Genomic DNA, 16,331 nt, shown 5'->3' with positions numbered 1-16,331 from the left:
AGGCCGGCTTACTCTTGGGCTGCATTCAATATCAGGTTTAGCCGGGCTCAGTGACATCGTTGGCTGTTCGTTTTAGTATGACTTTCCTCGTTCTTTGCTATGTAAAAAGAGAAAAATTTCACAAAGCAAGAGTTGACGAGCCTGATTTACCTGATACTGAGCAGTCAAATTAATAACGTGACCTAATGATTAAAAACATCTTATCTTAAAATGCAAGTAATTCAATCACAGAAAGCTCTTAAACCTTAAACGTTCAAGAAAGGGACAAATCTTTCTAACAACTCAGTGAATAACACAAAAATCACCCGAAGGAGCTATTGATTCATTAGTGTATATGTGATGTCACAAGTCTCCTCCTAATTCGATGTTAAAGAAAAACGATATTTCCTCATCCTAATCCGTAATATATACCCCCTTTTTCAATATAAAAAACACTGACTCAAATCATCAGTGTTTTTGAATTAAATATCGTATTACTTACCAAAGGCATCGCTATATCATCTTCGTTATGACAAATCTTTCTCCATTTCGTATTGCTCAATATATATGTCGAGACCAACTCCTTGAAGGAAACGTATAGAATTTCTATCTCTTTTGTCTACATTATTGACGGTAATGGTTGGGTATCTCTTTCCGATCCAATGAAATAAGGAACGTCCAAATCCTCGGTTTCTTTTTTCTCGCAAAACACCGAACTGCAGAACTGCTCCGTTGGCCGATTTTATTACCGCGTATCCACAAATCTTATTCTCTTCCCTTATCGTGACCACATCGTATAAATGCGGGTTTCGTAAAATTGCATGAACAGATTGTTCCCAAGATGGTTCCGAATTCCAGTAAGAATGTACCGATGTCCAATCGAAATCTTCCAGGCGAACCGAAGCAATGGAAGTAAAACTAAGATCGTCCGGAAGGGTTACATCAATATGCCCCTTGAAACAAACCAATTCTCTATGAATTTGAAATCCTATGGCGGTATACGCTTTTATAGCTTTATCATTGGTTTGGATCACTTCAAGCAAGCATTTTTGAATATGATGTTTTTTAAAAATGGGAATAGCATGACGATAAATTTGTTCGACTAGCCGTCTCCCTCTATATAAAGGAACGACTCCTGTACCGGTATTAAATGCAGTTCTTTTGCCGTTATGTTCACCGATGCCATGCATAACAAATGCAACCTGCTTATCTTGATCAAAAGCACCGAACGACAACTGATAATTCACTCCCGCACCTGCAAACTTATCAGCTAATTGCTCCGAAGAAACTTGAAATGGAATGACATAATCGGAGAAGGCTTCGTTAAAGCAAGTTGTAAACTCTTCTAATACAAGGTCCTCAACATTTTTGATCAACATGTAGTTTTCTCTCCTTTACTTTTAGTTTTACGACTTATGATGCAGTCAACTTCCTTCATTTAGTTCGGCCATAGAAAAAAGAATACCCGTCCGACTTCCCTAGCTTAGTCGTCTCCGTTGCGTCCACTAGCTTGACCGCTTTCAGTAACGATACAACTTGCGTATGCATTAGCTTTTCATCAAACTTATCCATCTCTCTGTTTTCACTATTCACTAGTAGATAATCGGGCATTGGAATGAAGCCAATTACAGGTATACCGGCTTCAAATAAAGGCTGACTCTCTCCAAACTCAAACTTGTTATGTCCGCGCAATAATACAGTACGTGTGCCATCGGTCTTTTCAATAGCCTTCAGCCAAATGGCTGCCATCATTTCATTGCCCGCATAAGTATATTCTGTACTTATTTGTCCAGTAGAGCTATAGTGACCCGTATTATCGTCCTTCCACTCCATGCTGCCTAAATGTTCAACCGTAATTCCAGCTACAGCTGTTAAATGGTCTTTCTTGCCATCCCAGAGCTCTCGATGTCCCTCCATCCAAGTGGAAGTCGCCTGAGAAGACCCTTTGAAATCCGGCAATCTAAAATGCCCTGTCACAAAAGCGAAAATCATCGTACGTTCCGGCTGCTCCTGCTGCAAGTAACGAATCATGGACAGCATGCCCACAGCACCATTCTCCTCCACTACATTTATCCCATCCGTATGCGTATTTACGATTATCGCTTCGTCTTTATTTTTACCGTTAATTTTTACATAAAAGGATTCTGTTGGAGCATTTTTTTGTATTTCTGCTTCTAAAATAACCGTACCTTCTTTATGCTCCTGCGCTGCGCTGATCACCTTCTGCCCATCCGTTTCATTAACCCAGATCGCAGGGATTCCAGCATAATCGGTGGTAAAAGGCACATATTGCTTTTCAACCTTATCGTCGGATACCCCTTTCCAGACTAGAACAACTGCTTTTACGCCCATTTCCTTCGCTTGCTCCAATTTAACTTCTTTTAAAGCTGTAGTGAGAACTAGATCGCCTTCATTTGGGGCAATTTGGCTTTCCATTGGGGATGAATCCCGCATGTTCATTACGATCCCACTTGGAAAATTTCTAAAATTCTCAATTTCAATGACAGCAATTTTCCCGCTGGCCTGGTCATATTCACCACGCTTCGTATACACCAGTTCCCCTGTTACGCCCTTTTCGTCAGTCTCCCCGGAATAGGGGAAAGCTGAAGAAACATGAATTTCATGCTGATCAATCATTAAAGAACTGCTCTTTTCTTCCCATCGGTCAAAAGTATAACGATCACGATAAACATTCAACCCCATATCCGTTACCTGTTGCTCCAGCCATGCAATGAATTGATTGTGACCCTCAGAGCCGGTTGTACGGCTTCCAAAAGAATTCATTACCTCAATATCCTTCAGCATCACTGCTGCAGAATCCAATGTATGTTCATCGATCGTCACTGCCGCATTCGTTGCTAATGCCACAGGCTTTGTAATAGGTTTTGCATAGATTCCAATACCCCAAAGTACAGTGACGATAAGAGCTGCGATGCTAAATAACACTTTTCGAACCACTAGAAACGCAGTGACTCTTCTACTCTCCTTTTGCCAAAACAGTCCTCTCCATATGCCCGCTACGATCAGCAGCAGGATAGAAAGCGCAAGCAGCCAAAATTCCTCTGTTAGTAAAAACAACCCTTCCGCCGCCACCACACTAATGAATACCACATGTAACTTCTCACGCTTTTTTAAAAGCAAAAAAGAGATGCCTAATTCTGCTAATAAAAAGATAATGGTAACTATCGAGATTACCGTCTCTTTGCCAATAAATACCGTAGCACAGAGTGCTAAGGTCAAAAGCAGCACCGCTGACAATCGTCTATATAAGTTTTCTAACATGACGCCCTCCCATTTCATCTAACTACTATTTTGACATTACATTTGTAATGCCTTATGTTTTTAGCATATTGAAAAGACTCATGAAAAACAATGAAGCGAACACCAGAATGTACAAACGGAGGAGAAATGTCATCTCAAATCATGAATTATACAGTCCAAATACCTCTCAGCATCAGTCCAATAAAGAAACCAACCGTTTGACAAGAGAGGCCATCTGCACGGCATTAGTCTACTTGATCCAGGAACAGCCTTTTAACAAAATCACCATCACCGATATTGTGAAGCGCGCAGGGGTCTCTCGAACGGCTTATTACAATAACTATTCCTCCAAGCAAGAGATCCTGGTGGATTTGGTCGATTCGCTTATTTTTGAAATTAATCAAAAACTCTTGCCTTACACCAATGAATTAACAGGCAAAGCCAAAGAACCTCAAAAATTTATCAAAGTGCTTTTTGAAGTTATTTTTCAGCAGCGTAGCATCTACAAAGCTCTTCAAAGCGCGAAGTTTGATCATGTGATTCTGGATTGCTTGAATGAAATGATGCTCTCTACTGCTCAGGACAAAAGCGAAGAGAATGTATATCGTATATACTTTAAAGCGGGAGCTCTCTATAATGTTCTCCTCAAATGGATACAATCCGACTTTGCAAAATCCATTGATGAGATGACCAAGATTTGTCTCTATGTATACCAAACTCCAATGTCCCAGGAATAAGGTTTAAATATCGTATTTTAATATCAAAATAAAGAAACCACGGAACCAAGTTCGGCTCCGCAGTTTAGTTATCAACCATTCTATTGGATCTGCTTCATGTATTCTTTGAATGCTTCGGCGATTTCTTTGTATTTTGTATGATGCAAGTAATGTGAACCTTCCATCGGGATCATTTTTCCCTGTGCGGATTGTTTGACTTGCTCCTCATGAAGCGGAATCCACTGTTTATTGTGCTCATTATTCGATTGAACAAAGAGAAGCAAAGGCAAGTCATTTGGAATTGTGAGTTTTTCTCCATTTTTGAAATTGGAACCGAGGTGGCTCAATTCATTCATCAACGTTGGATTGACCGCAACTTGATTCGAAATCAAACGCATCTGTTCTTTGGTATGCTCATCGAATGCAAGCGATTCATACGGATCTCCGCTCACTTTTTGGACCACTCTCATTAGACCTGATTTTTTGAGAAACTGCATCGATTTTATAGGCAATTTGACATCCATACCAGGTTGATTGGGAACGCTGCTGTCGATGCCGACAAAAGCAAGAACTTCATCCCGATAGGTGTTCACATAGGATGCTCCGTAAAGTCCAGTTATAGAATGTCCCATTAGAATGTATCTGTTAATACCCAGTTGCTGCAGAGCTTCGTGAACCTCACTTACAATATTTTCTGTCGTTCTTTCTTTCTTGGTTTCATCGCTCAAACCATAACCGAAAGGCTCGACCACCACAACTTTATAATTGGGGGGAATTTCATCGATCAGTAATTTAAAATCAAGCGCAGGTGTCGGGGTTCCTTGTCCCGGAAGGAGCACAACGGTTTGATCTCCGCTGCCTTGAATGAGCACATTCATCTTTTTCCCATCCACATTGACATACTGGCCATACGATTCGATTTTCTTTTTCTCGACCCCGTTGCTGATAATATTAACGATAAAAACGATGCCCATGAACAGCACGAGTGCCCCTACAATACCTCCGATTATTTTTAACCATAGGTTTCGTTTCTTGTGGCTCTTAGTCCCCGTTGTTTTTATTTCCACCATATTTGCCACGTTCATCTCTTCCCTTCCTTGTCCCTGTATCTGAAGTGCCGCTTTGACGACATGTTCAAAGTGTAATCAACCAAGATGTACTCTCCGTGACGAGAATATGAACGGAATATGAACAAGCCAAAATGAAAGCAATCTCTAAATGAATTGAAATCAAAACTAAAACAACCTAAGGCATGCACCCTAGGTTATTTTTTAATCGTATGATTCTACATATGTTGTTACATATGTAGTCCTTGAAATACTTCGTACAAGATTTAAGCGCTCATCTCATTAACGGCTGACGGTTACCTTGATGGTATCGCTTAAGGTCTCTCCCGTTGCATTGACCAGCTCCGCCCGGTATTCATACATGCCGGAAGCGCGGCCAGTGACATCAGTTGTAGCACTCTGCGCCGAAGGCGTGTTGGCGTTTAGCGCTTGCGTGTCGATCAGCTGTCCGTTCTCATAAAGGCGGTACTCGGTGGCGTTAGTGCCCCACCACAGATTCATCGTTACTTTATAAGAGCCGTCTGCGTCCCAGTTGTCATGGGCTAGGACCGGCTTGCCCGGTGCGGCATCGCGGATTGTTACCGTGAGCGGCTGGCTCTTGGTTGTGCCGTATTTGTTGCTAAGCTCCACTGTGTATATATAGGTGCCATTCGGCTTACCGCGAAGCGCTGTGCTTGCCGTCTGGGCGGACGGTGATACATCCTTCAGTGACTTGGAATCGATCAACGTGCCATTCTCATAAAGCTTGTAGCTAGTAGCGTTGTTACCCCACCAGAGGTTCATGGTGACGGTAAAGTTGCCTTCACTGAGTCCATTACCGTAGCCGCTGTTCGAGGACAACACCGGCTGACCAGGCTTGTCAGTTGCGAGTACAGCTCCGCCAGTAATTTGGAACTTGTAGCTCTTTTCGGTAGTGTTGCCTGCGGCATCGATCACGACATAGCTTACAGTATGAGGCCCGGCACCCAGCTCCGCAGCGTTCAGCATCTGTCCGTCGGAAATGGGCTGTCCATCCAGCAGAAGCTGTTTGGAGGTTACGCCAGACAGGTTATCTTCGGCAATCAATACAAACTTGAGCTGGGCTTCCTCCTCCACATCGCCGACCGCATGACCAGACTCCGTCAGCTCCGCTGTCGGTGAAACCGTGTCGATATTAAGGGTCAGTGACTTGGTTTCTTCCGCCTTCCCCTTGTCCGAAACCGCATGGTAAGTCAGCGTATACTGTCCGTCTTTGCTTACGGCCAACGGAGTGCTGTATATAGATTGCGCGGCGCCATTCAACGAGTAATAAACCTTTGCTGTATCGGAGTCGGCCTTCAGAGTCACTTCGGCGGGCTGGTTCAACCAGCCCGCCGCGTTCGGATTCGCCGACAACGTCGCCGTCGTTACCGGAGCCGCCTCTGCTTCCACCACGCTGAAGTCTCCGAGACTTCTAGGCTTGAGTTGGTATACGTCTTTGAAGATCGCGGCTACGCCCGTAATATTAAGCTTCTGTCCTTCCGCATAAGGGAAGCTGTCCTTCGCGATCCCCGTCCGGACATCTACTCGGATGTGATTGCTTGTCCCGTCATTGGCGACGGCGTCAAATTCAAAGGAACCGCTTGGTGTTGCGGTGATAATATTCGTCACTTTCACGTCGTTAAGCTTGAGCAGCTGACCTTGATTGGTATCGTTCACTGCCGCCACGACAATGGACTCGGGCAGCTTCGCAGTGCCGGTCTTCTCGATCTGTACAACTTCGGTCAACTCTAGCTCCGAATTGTATAGCGCCGTGGACGCTGTTACCTTGATCGTATCACCAGCATGGTAGCCACTTTGGCTCTGGTAGACATAAAGACCGCCGGTCTCATCCTGCAGATAAAAGGTTTGCCCGCCGAAAATACCCGGCTCAGTCGTTGCGATTCCCTCAACTGTTACCAACGATCCGACTATTTTGGTTCGGGCTTCGCCGATGGAAACGGTCGCCGGAATCGGATCTTCTTCGTCCGGAAGCGGTTCTGCTGGGACGTTACCGAGCGTTACCGAATCGGTCTTCAGGTTCGTTCCGTTCTGGCGCAAGCGCAGGTTAGATGCAGCCGTGGTACCCGGTTTGATCTGCACGGTCAGATCTTTGTAGGCATGGCCATTCAGGTCTGATGTCAGGCTAAAGTTGGCGCTGTAACCATAGCTGCTCGGCCAAGTGCCGTCACTGTTCTGGATCTTGGCGATCTGGGCTCCGCTGCTCACCTGGTAGATGCCTAATTGGAAGCCTGATACGCTGGTATTGGCAGGCAGATTATCTGCGCTGACACGAATCTGGAAATCCTGCGCGTTAGGTAGCACCGTCTGGTGTGTGAAATTGTACACCGCACTTGCTGTAGCCGCTGCTCCGCCGTAAGAACCTGCCTTGAAGGTAGTGCGGTCATACCATTTATAACCGGCATTCGGCGCGGCCCATGGCTCTGGCTGCGGTTCGGTGGAGAGTGCCGGCTCTTCGAACAGATGCAACTGTGTAGGCTGATCCAGCGTTAAGCCACTTACCTGGGTGAAATCTGTATAGCTCTCCTGTTCGGCGAGCCAGTTAACGGTGTTCACCAAGAGCTCAGCATCGTCAGCCTCCTTGAAGCCATCGTAAGTCGTTTTCTTGGCACCGGTATCCTCGCGCAAATATTTCGGCGTGGCATCCTCGACCGGGGAGGAGTCGCCGATAAAGGCGGCTTTTCCGGCTCCTTTTTTCGCCACGGCCACGTAAGGCCCTTCTGCTACGCCACCGCCATTGTAGACGCCTTGATCCACTGTGTTACCCCAAGCATTGGTGGTTTTAGGCAGATAGACGATGCCCTTCGCCCGGGTCGGGTCGAGGATTGCCAGCGTAGAGCCGGCATGCATGGCTACACTTGATACTCCTGCTGTAATACCGAAGGCTTGCTCGGGAGCCACGATGTTGTTTGCGTTAATGTCACCGAGCGCATTGAAGCGGAACCGGACGCCGAACTCATCCGCCAGCCAATCGGAGCTGACCACGCCTTGCATGGCAGCAGATCCAGCCTCTTCGGTGCTCATGCCTTTAGCCGGGTTATCCCAAGCTCCACGGCGGTACCCGTTGAATGCCTCGCTGCCGTCCCAACGGTTCTTATTGCGGTCCGCATTGTAATGATCGCCGATGAAGAAGATGCTGCCGCCGTTCTCCACATATTCTGACATGGCTGCCTGTTCACTAGATTTATATGGAATGTTAGATTCGGCTACGACGAAGACATCATAGCTGGAAAGATCGCCTAGCGTAATGGGAGTGGTCTTACGAAGTTCCTTGACATAATAGCCTTCCTGCGCAAGTGCATTGCCAAAGTCGGAGAAAGCACCGTTGATAACCCAGTCGGCCGCTCCGGCCGTCTGCGCGTGAGTATTGTCGAACAGAATTTTCTGGCCTGAATGCTCGTTGACCACTTTGGCTTCAATAAATGGTGCGGGGTCGCTTGGCCCCTCAGCGTATATCGCCGAGTCGGCTCCGAATACGAACAATTGCAGAGGTACGGCAACAGATGCAACCAGCATGCTATTTAGCAGCTTCTTTCTCCAACCTGAATGCTTCTCCTTCATATCCTTCCTCCTTAAGAAATAGATCGGTGGATTTTTCCATAATTGTCCACCGCTTTCGTCTAATATGCTATCTCATAAGGATTAGGAAAAACATAGATTTTTGTAAAGTGTTGTAAATTTATACTTTCGGCCTATACAGTGGGTGAAAACAAGGTCGAATCTTGGAAATAAGCTATGAAAAAAGTCTTAGTGATACTGGAGTTTAGGTCCGGAACGTCCTACAATAGAAAAATGGTCAAACACAAGAATCACAAAAAAATCCCCCCATGTATACAGGAAGAGTTCACAATCACGTGATCTCATATATTCCTGACTATCATGAGGGGATTTTTGGCTAAAAAGCAGGCTCTGCTTGATGGAGCACATACTTTATTCGATTATTTATTGAATGTAATCTTCTCCGAACCGTTCTCAAGAATGATCGAAGTGTCCCGCGGCTTTGTTACCGCGATTTTACGCCCAGCTCTGAACGAATAAAGAACTCCGGCCTGTTTACGAACGGTCTCATACTCGTTCTCTGCTTCAAGAACGATGAAGTTGGCAGGTTTACCTTCTTCAATGCCATACATATCCTCGATATTCAACGTTCTTGCGCTATTTTTCGTAATAAGATCGATTGAATTTACGATTTGATCGTATCCGAGCAACTGAGAAGCATGAATGCCCATGTGGAGCACCTGAAGCATGTTGCCTGTACCTAGCGGATACCATGGATCAAAGATATCATCGTGACCGAAGCATACATTAAGTCCGGCTTCCAGCAGTTCTTTGACGCGAGTTAATCCTCTTCTTTTCGGATAAGTGTCAAAGCGTCCCTGCAAATGGATGTTAACCAGAGGATTGGAGACGAAATTTAGGTCAGCCATCTTCAGTAATCTGAACAATTTGTACGTATAGGCATCATTGTATGAACCCATCGCCGTTGTGTGGCTTGCTGTCGTGCGAGAGCCAAGCCCGCGTTCGTAGGCTTCTTTGGCTACAACTTCTAAGAAACGGGATTGCTCGTCATCGATTTCGTCGCAATGGATGTCGATCAGGCGGTCGTACTTTTCAGCGAGGTCAAACACAACCTTCATCGAATCGACGCCATATTCTCTTGTGAATTCAAAGTGTGGGATACCACCCACCACATCAACGCCCATTTTCAGCGACTCTTCTAGTAATTCTACGCCATTCGGGTAGGAGTGAATACCTTCCTGTGGAAAAGCGACAAGCTGGATGTCAATGAATGCTGCCATCTCTTCTTTCACTTCAAGCATCGCTTTAACGGCGGTCAAGCTTGGATCGGTGACGTCTACATGTGTTCTTACATGCTGGATACCCTGTGCGATCTGCCACTTCAGTGCAGTTTTGGAGCGAGTTTTGACGTCTTCGTGTGTCAGGAAGGCTTTACGTTCTGACCAACGCTGAATGCCTTCAAACAGTGTTCCGCTCAAATTCCATTCCGGCTCACCAGCTGTTAACGTTGTATCCAAGTGAATATGAGGTTCAATGAACGGTGGCAGCACAAGTGAGCCGTTAACATCAATTACTTCCTCATTCACAATTGATTCCAGTGACTGCGTGATAAGCTCAAACTTCCCATCTTTCACTACAATATTCCATAAACCTTCTTTACCCCGCAATTTTGCGTTTTGTATAATCATTTAAATTCCCCTTTTCTTTGGATTTTCTCGCAGAAACGATCAGCATCAACACGGTGTATACAACCGCTGTTCCGATAAGTGCATTGAGTGGTGTTATTCCTGGAGCCAGCTGGGCAAAGGCCACACCGATAGCCCATGCCACCATTGCTATCCAGTTTACATTCTTGAAAGTCATGTCGGCAAACGGTTTATAGTTTCTGCGCTTCACAATAAAATAGTCTGCGATGATGATAGCCCCGATGGATGGTATCGCTGCGCCCAGCACATTCAAGAATCCGACGAAATTGTTGTACATCCACATGGCAAATACTGTACCTACGATGCCGTTCACAATAACGAAGAACTTTTTCGATATTTTAGTGATATTGGCAAAGCCCAGCCCGGAAGCGTAAAGTGCATTATCGTTGGTCGTCCAGATGTTCAGCCCCAGAACGATGATTGCAGGAATGAGCAATCCTTGCAAGAACATGACCTCCGAGATATCAGCTAGATTGTAAGCCATTGCGCCGACAGCGCCGAATAGGAACATAAGTGAGTTCCCAAGAAAGAACGAAATTACAGTGGCTGTAACCGCCTGCCGGGACGTCCTTGCAAACCGGGCAAAATCGGGCGTCAACGTTCCGCCGCTAATGAATGACCCGATACAAATGGTCAATGCTGCTGCTGCGGTAAGCGACTCTGTTGGTGAGTAATCGAGCAACCCTTGCAGACCACCCAGCGTGTTAACTCCTTCGAACACGGAGTAACCACCAAGAATAGCAATGGCCGGAACTGCTATATAACCCAGAATGACGAGTGACTTCATGCCGAAGATGGCTGATGCCGTCATTGCGAGACCAAACACGAAGATCAAAAGGTACACGTTCCAGTCCATCGCTCTGGCGACCGGTACCGCGAACATGGCTACACCGACACCGAACCATCCTACCTGTGTGAAGCCAAGCAGGAAAGATGGAAGGTACGATCCTTTTTCACCGAACGCATATTTTGCAAGCAAATGCGTGGAAAGACCTGTTTTGGCAGCGATATGTGCCAGTGCTCCCGTATAGATGCCGAGTGCCAGATTACCGGCAAGCACGATTCCAATGAACTCCATGAATGTCAAGCTGACCCCTAACGTCCCCCCTGCCAGCATGCTTGCGGAAAAGAAAGTGAATGCCAACATGACGGAAAACGTCTTCCCAAAATGATTTCTCTGCGTTTTCGGCACCGCTTGCCACGAAAACTCTTGATCTTGTTTACTCATCAGAATACCCCCATATAAAGTGTCCTGATACCAAAAAAGCAGAAACAAAAAGAGGCTACTCGTCAAATCAAACTGACAAGTAGCCTCTTTTGTTCATCATAACCCGCGCGAAGACACAGAGCATCCCTTGACGGAATATGCCCTGATTCTTAGCTGATTATAAAAATCCGCTGTCCTTGTCAGCCTCTCTGGACTGAATTAAAGGTACCAGTATTTAATTACATTCTATTATTTTAGAAAAACCTTTGGATGTCAATGTCATTAATATCCATTGATTAGAATCTTCATTTGAAAGCTGCACTCGGAATTTTTAATAGGATGATGTCGACCACGCCTTCCATATGGCACTCCGCATCTATTAAACTATTAAGTAGTGCCAAGTAATAAATTCACAATTGTATCAAGTTGAAGCTCTAATGAAAATGGGTCCTCCATTACGAATTCATCATGATAGTTATCACCATATAAATAAACTTTGTCATTTTTCACTGCAGGTATGCCTTTCCAAATGTTACTTTCCATTGCTTTTTTGGTTGCATCAGCATCGCCGTTATATACAAAAACATAATCACCTAAGTATTCTGGAAGAACTTCAAGTGAAATCGATTCAAACCCTTCCGCCATATTTTTTGCATTTTCTGTTGGAGGCAGCTGTAGCATATTGTAGATAGTCGAAGATCCATAGTTTCCGCCCTTTGCCGCTAAGACGTATACTGCTTTTTCTGAAAATGAAACAACCGAGACGGTCTCCCCTTCCTTGATCACCCCGGATAGTTTTGACTTTGCTTCAGCTACTTTCTGTTCGTATTCCGTAATCCATTCTTCTGCTTCTTTTTCTTTTCCAAAAATCTTGCTTACACTCCTAAACTTATCAAGCGGCCCTGCTGTTGTTAACCCCTCCCAATAAGGCAGAAAAACAGTCGTTCCAATTTTCTCATATTGTTCTATATTTTCATCGATTGAGCCGATAATTAAGTCCGGATCTAGCATCGTTAATTTTTCCAGGTTTAAAGGGAAATTGCCTAAATCTTCAATTTTCTCGATCGTTTCTTTGGGAATGTCTGCCTTTTCCATCCAACCTTCATCCAGCATAAACGTTCTTACACCGATTGGAACTATACCTAATTTCAATAAATGTCCCATATATTGATCAGATGCCACTCTTTTCGGCTCTGCGGGTACTTCTACATCTCCCTTAGGTGTTGATACTATTCGGGTTTTCAAAATTTCTTCTGATTTTGTTTGATTTACGTTTCCATTCCCTGCGCTTTGCTCCTTCGCAGCTGTGCCCGTCCCGCTGGAGCAAGCACTTAATAATAGAGAACCGCAAAGCAGTAAAGCTGCCGTCGTCTGAGATTTTGTCATTTTAAACATATGTAATTCCCCTTTATCCGTATTATGATAATGATTATCATTATTAATATACTGTTGAACGATGTGTTCAAAAATAGAGGATGTGGGGAAGTTTGATGGATTTTCAACAACTCGCTGTATCTCTCTTGTTCTAAAATGTGCAGGTGAAGCTCCCTTTCTTTTCTTGAAAATTCGGCTGAAATAATAAACGTCTTTATAACCAACGCTTGCTGAAATTTCCCCCACAGAAGCATCTGTTGTCATTAAAAGCTTTGCTGCAAGATCAAGCCTAAACCAAATTAAGTAATCAATCGGACTCATACCTGTGTACTCTTTAAACAATGATGACAAATGATAAGCACTAAAATTAAATACTTCCGCAAGAGAATCTAATGTGATAGGCTCCGCGTAGTACTCCTGGATATAGGTGATTACTTGGACTGCAACACTTGTTTGTTTCACCTCAGTCTCTTTTCTATGTAACTCTTTTAATTGCTGATGAATGAATTGATAAAAAAGTGATTTTACGTTGAGTCTCTCTTCTTGCTCGTTCCATTTTTGATACATCATTTGAATTTTGTTATAAAGTAAAATGGGTGCATCAGGGGTAAAACAATATTGTGATTGGAAGAGATCCTCTTCATGAATCCATGCACGGTAATAAATGATATAGTAAACAAATTTTTCGCTTGTTGGAACAATATTGAGGGTCGCCCCTTTTCCGCTATGCAAAAATTGATATCCTGTAAAAGAAAATTCAGACCGATCTAACTGAACTTGAGCACTTCCATGTACCGATAGTAAAAATATGTTGGCTGGAATCTTATATTTTTGAAGTATTTCGCCTTGCACCATTTCAATATGGCGTACGTCCATTAACTTGACCGTCGCTTGATCCCAAAGAAATATTTGATTGCTTTTGTGCATAATGATTGCCCCTCCGTTATCTTTCTAATGATAATCATAAATGATAACCATTATCAATAACAGTCGAGATATTTATTTGAGCTCCTCTTCGCAAAATACTTGTAAATGATTACTAGCCAGAATAGTGTTAAAATATGGGTAAAAAGGATAACTAATTTGTAACAGGGAGAACAACTATGAAAATGAGATTCATAATGAATACAATCTTTGTTTTGTCACTTGCAATTCTAACTGCGGCAGCAGCTCCTGCAGATGAAGTCGACTACCAAATCTTCATTAAAAAACAGAGGATTTCGGGAGATATAACAGCTGTTAATGAGTCAAATACTACACTGCTGCCCGCTGCACCTTTCTTTAATGCTTATCACTTTAAAATTAAACCTCAGGAAAATACCAAATTGATTATAGTGACAGATGGTTATACCAAATTAGAATTTGAAATAGGCAATACAACGGCTTACCTTAAAGGTATGAATCCATACACAGAACAAGGATATGGAGATGATGGCTTAAAAGTGAAACTCGCTGTGGCTCCAACAATAATAAATGACCGAATATATTTACCGATCTCTCTTATCGCCAAGAGTCTGGGTTTACATTATCAAATTGACAAACATGAAAAGAAAATTATTTTCTATTCAATTCCAAAGAAATCTGCATGATTATGATCCTTAATCTTTATTTCTTCCGAAATCTATTTGTATGTGGCTTTTGATTTACTCCCAAACATAAACCTTCTCCACACAAACTCAAAGTGTCCATATTTATGTCCGTGACTACAATTCATTTCTTCGGGCATTCAATACTTATTGAAACAACACATTACAACGTAATAATCATCTGCTAAGCCGATCCAGAAAGGATCGGCTTATTTTTAAAGCTTTCTTAAGATCAATCTTGTCTATTCTCAACAGACTTCATGCGGTTTTGATCGTCAGGCACTCGGTCATTACTGAATTCCTGGCCTGCTTCTACTTCACCATGGCCGGAAGCGCTTCGAGCAAAATTTGTGAACTGCCTTTTCTGCTCATCTAGCTTATGTTTACTTTTTAGAAGCTCCTGCGGATCCAGATTTGTCATAATGCTATCCTCCCAAAATGGAATTATGCTGTTTATTCGCACTACAGAAGTTTTCCATAATTGAGCGGTGCTTATGCAAGAATTTCATAACTTTATTCAAAACAAGATATTCTAAAACAACGATCCCGACGCAAATCATTATAAAAAACTGAAGTCTTGTCGTATTCAATTTATCCTTCCAATACTCTCCTCGGAATAATGAAATGATGTTAGGTGTAAAAGTATGTCTAACTGTTTCGTTATAATCATCATTATCCACAAAGAACACGCGAAACAATACCTTATATACCGGAATATTTAAGAACAGTAGAAAAATGATTATAACAAGTTCGAGTCTCAATGTACTCTCCTCCCAAGATTCAATTATCCTAATTTTACCACACGAATAACTGTAGAATTTGGGGAAGACACTATTGAGCAAGATTACTTTCAGTTGTGTAAATCATTATTTATGCTCCAAACACTTACAATTTGTACTTTTTATTTCTGTGAAGACAGCTTTAAATGAATCATCAATTCATTCCATTAATACAATTTAAAAAACTCCGCGCAAAAAAAGGCGTATCCCTAATTGGAATACCCCTCTTTAAGCTTACCGTCTCACCCTTCGGGCAAAATCAACGAATTGAAATTTATCCAGCCGGTGTCTGGACTCGGTATATTGGAAAAGCACTGTATTCTCCAGATAAACATAGTTTCGGACTACTACAATATGTGAGAAGCCCTTCAAATCAAGTAATCGATGATCCTCCTCGGCTGAGGGCTCAACGGATATCAGCTTCTTCGCATAACTGATTTTAAGCCCCAACTCCTGCTCCAGATATTCATAGAGTGAGCCTTCAGCGATTTCCTCGTTTAGGAATGGAACAATATCCGCTCGGAAATAATCCTTATCCAAAATGATCCGATCTCCTTCAATCTCTCTGGCACGAATTACTTTCCAAACCAGGGTTTCAGGCGGAATCTGTAGATGTCTGGCGAGCGCAGCGCCTGCCGGCTCACTTATCGTCCGGTCTACCAGTGTCCGTGAGGTAGTACCCAGTGTATCGGACATCTCTTTAAATGATATCAAACCGGTAATGGGGAAATCCATTCTCGTCATGTCAAGCACAAAGGAGCCTCTGCCCTTGATTTTGTGAATGTATCCTTCACGGAACAAGAGGTTCAGTGCTTTGCGAACGGTTTCTCGTGAAGTGCTGTAAGCTTCAGCAAGTTCACTTTCGGAAGGCAGCTTGGTTCCCGGCAGCAGTTGTCCAGAATGAATTTGGTTGCTGTACTCATTATAAATTTGCAAATATTTATTTTCTCTCAATTTTGATCACCGCCCTTTATTGTATCACGTCATGCCTTTGGAAGCATCGATTCAATTGGAATACGGCACATAAGAAGAAACGACTTTGTCGTCCTTTAAAGACGAAACCGTTTCACGAAGTAATATAAGAGGATTATATACCGTGGAACATATAAATTTATAGAA

At 43.4% G+C, this 16,331-nt stretch carries 11 protein-coding genes; 2 read left to right on the top strand and 9 right to left on the bottom strand.

The window, feature by feature from the left end; genetic code table 11:
• Positions 1-506: 506 nt before the first annotated feature.
• Entirely contained in the window at positions 507-1,358 is an 852-nt protein-coding gene (locus NSU15_RS15490; RefSeq protein ID WP_339286588.1) for a GNAT family N-acetyltransferase, read from the bottom strand.
• Between the two features lie 55 nt (positions 1,359-1,413).
• The gene (locus tag NSU15_RS15485) at positions 1,414-3,261 is read right to left on the bottom strand and encodes a hypothetical protein (RefSeq protein WP_339286587.1); all 1,848 of its coding nucleotides are present in this window, start codon (positions 3,259-3,261) and stop codon (positions 1,414-1,416) included.
• Positions 3,262-3,368: 107 nt separating this feature from the next.
• On the opposite strand from NSU15_RS15485, the gene NSU15_RS15480 reads away from it, so the two are divergent.
• Positions 3,369-3,977 carry a TetR/AcrR family transcriptional regulator gene (locus NSU15_RS15480; RefSeq protein WP_339286585.1) on the top strand — a complete coding sequence of 203 codons (609 nt, stop codon included), beginning with the start codon at positions 3,369-3,371 and terminating at the stop codon, positions 3,975-3,977.
• An 80-nt stretch (positions 3,978-4,057) separates the two neighbouring features.
• On the opposite strand, the gene NSU15_RS15475 is transcribed toward NSU15_RS15480, so the two are convergent.
• The 5 genes from NSU15_RS15475 to NSU15_RS15455 form a co-directional block, all read right to left on the bottom strand.
• Positions 4,058-5,041 (bottom strand): alpha/beta hydrolase, encoded by a 984-nt coding sequence (locus tag NSU15_RS15475; protein ID WP_339286583.1) that lies wholly within the window; start codon positions 5,039-5,041, stop codon positions 4,058-4,060.
• A 264-nt stretch (positions 5,042-5,305) separates the two neighbouring features.
• Positions 5,306-8,602: a chitinase N-terminal domain-containing protein gene (locus NSU15_RS15470; protein ID WP_339286581.1), complete on the bottom strand. Its 3,297-nt coding sequence runs from the start codon at positions 8,600-8,602 to the stop codon at positions 5,306-5,308.
• Positions 8,603-8,979: 377 nt separating this feature from the next.
• Entirely contained in the window at positions 8,980-10,248 is a 1,269-nt protein-coding gene (locus tag NSU15_RS15465; protein ID WP_076121909.1) for a cytosine deaminase, read from the bottom strand.
• Positions 10,217-11,494, bottom strand: coding sequence for a cytosine permease (gene codB, locus NSU15_RS15460; protein ID WP_042127882.1), 1,278 nt, complete (start codon positions 11,492-11,494; stop codon positions 10,217-10,219). The genes NSU15_RS15465 and codB overlap by 32 nt, the downstream gene beginning before the upstream one ends.
• A gap of 366 nt (positions 11,495-11,860) precedes the next feature.
• Positions 11,861-13,774, bottom strand: coding sequence for an AraC family transcriptional regulator (locus tag NSU15_RS15455; protein ID WP_339286578.1), 1,914 nt, complete (start codon positions 13,772-13,774; stop codon positions 11,861-11,863).
• Between the two features lie 194 nt (positions 13,775-13,968).
• Between NSU15_RS15455 and NSU15_RS15450 the strand changes: the two genes are divergently transcribed.
• Positions 13,969-14,436 (top strand): copper amine oxidase N-terminal domain-containing protein, encoded by a 468-nt coding sequence (locus NSU15_RS15450; RefSeq protein WP_339286576.1) that lies wholly within the window; start codon positions 13,969-13,971, stop codon positions 14,434-14,436.
• A gap of 229 nt (positions 14,437-14,665) precedes the next feature.
• Here the strand turns inward: NSU15_RS15450 and NSU15_RS15445 are convergent, their stop codons facing one another.
• Complete coding sequence (locus NSU15_RS15445) at positions 14,666-14,854, bottom strand: hypothetical protein (RefSeq protein WP_042127876.1); 189 nt, start codon at positions 14,852-14,854, stop codon at positions 14,666-14,668.
• A gap of 592 nt (positions 14,855-15,446) precedes the next feature.
• A complete protein-coding gene (gene treR / locus NSU15_RS15440; RefSeq protein ID WP_076120915.1) occupies positions 15,447-16,166 on the bottom strand; it encodes a trehalose operon repressor in 720 nt (239 codons plus the stop codon).
• Positions 16,167-16,331 lie beyond the last annotated feature (165 nt).

Origin of the sequence: Paenibacillus sp. FSL E2-0201 (assembly GCF_037963325.1) — a bacterium.
Taxonomy (GTDB): Bacteria; Bacillota; Bacilli; order Paenibacillales; family Paenibacillaceae; genus Paenibacillus_AQ.
This window is presented reverse-complemented; position numbering and strand designations above follow the sequence as displayed.

Excerpts from the sequence above, each read along its gene's own strand:
- NSU15_RS15445 (WP_042127876.1), bottom strand. The coding sequence starts at position 14,854 with ATGACAAATCTGGATCCGCAGGAGCTTCTAAAAAGTAAACATAAGCTA.
- NSU15_RS15465 (WP_076121909.1), bottom strand. The coding sequence starts at position 10,248 with ATGATTATACAAAACGCAAAATTGCGGGGTAAAGAAGGTTTATGGAAT.
- NSU15_RS15480 (WP_339286585.1), top strand. The coding sequence starts at position 3,369 with ATGTACAAACGGAGGAGAAATGTCATCTCAAATCATGAATTATACAGT.
- codB (WP_042127882.1), bottom strand. The coding sequence starts at position 11,494 with ATGAGTAAACAAGATCAAGAGTTTTCGTGGCAAGCGGTGCCGAAAACG.
- NSU15_RS15490 (WP_339286588.1), bottom strand. The coding sequence starts at position 1,358 with ATGTTGATCAAAAATGTTGAGGACCTTGTATTAGAAGAGTTTACAACT.
- NSU15_RS15450 (WP_339286576.1), top strand. The coding sequence starts at position 13,969 with ATGAATACAATCTTTGTTTTGTCACTTGCAATTCTAACTGCGGCAGCA.
- NSU15_RS15475 (WP_339286583.1), bottom strand. The coding sequence starts at position 5,041 with ATGAACGTGGCAAATATGGTGGAAATAAAAACAACGGGGACTAAGAGC.
- NSU15_RS15455 (WP_339286578.1), bottom strand. The coding sequence starts at position 13,774 with ATGCACAAAAGCAATCAAATATTTCTTTGGGATCAAGCGACGGTCAAG.
- NSU15_RS15470 (WP_339286581.1), bottom strand. The coding sequence starts at position 8,602 with ATGAAGGAGAAGCATTCAGGTTGGAGAAAGAAGCTGCTAAATAGCATG.
- NSU15_RS15485 (WP_339286587.1), bottom strand. The coding sequence starts at position 3,261 with ATGTTAGAAAACTTATATAGACGATTGTCAGCGGTGCTGCTTTTGACC.